We start from the raw sequence: 235 nt of genomic DNA on the forward strand, positions 1-235 counted from the left end.
GCCCGGCAGCGTGGCGTCGGATTCACTGATCGCGTGGGCGAAATCGGTGGGCGTCGACAGCGATGACCCCTATCAGCTGATGGCGGCGATCGACAAACACTTCGGGCACCCCGCGCATCTCCCGCGGGCGGGGCTACCAGATGAAATCGCGCGTGTTGCAACCTTTTTGGCCTCGCGTGCGAACTCCTACATGACCGGGGCCAACGTGAACGTCGACGGTGGCACCGATTTCACT

General features: G+C 63.4%; 1 protein-coding gene. It reads left to right on the forward strand.

Annotated features, from left to right (window positions below; genetic code table 11):
- Positions 1-235 (forward strand): SDR family oxidoreductase (locus SB754_RS23010; RefSeq protein ID WP_410784567.1); only part of this gene is annotated, 235 nt, incomplete at both ends.

It is taken from the genome of Leifsonia sp. SIMBA_070, from assembly GCF_046534635.1.
Classification (GTDB): Bacteria; Actinomycetota; Actinomycetes; order Actinomycetales; family Microbacteriaceae; genus Leifsonia.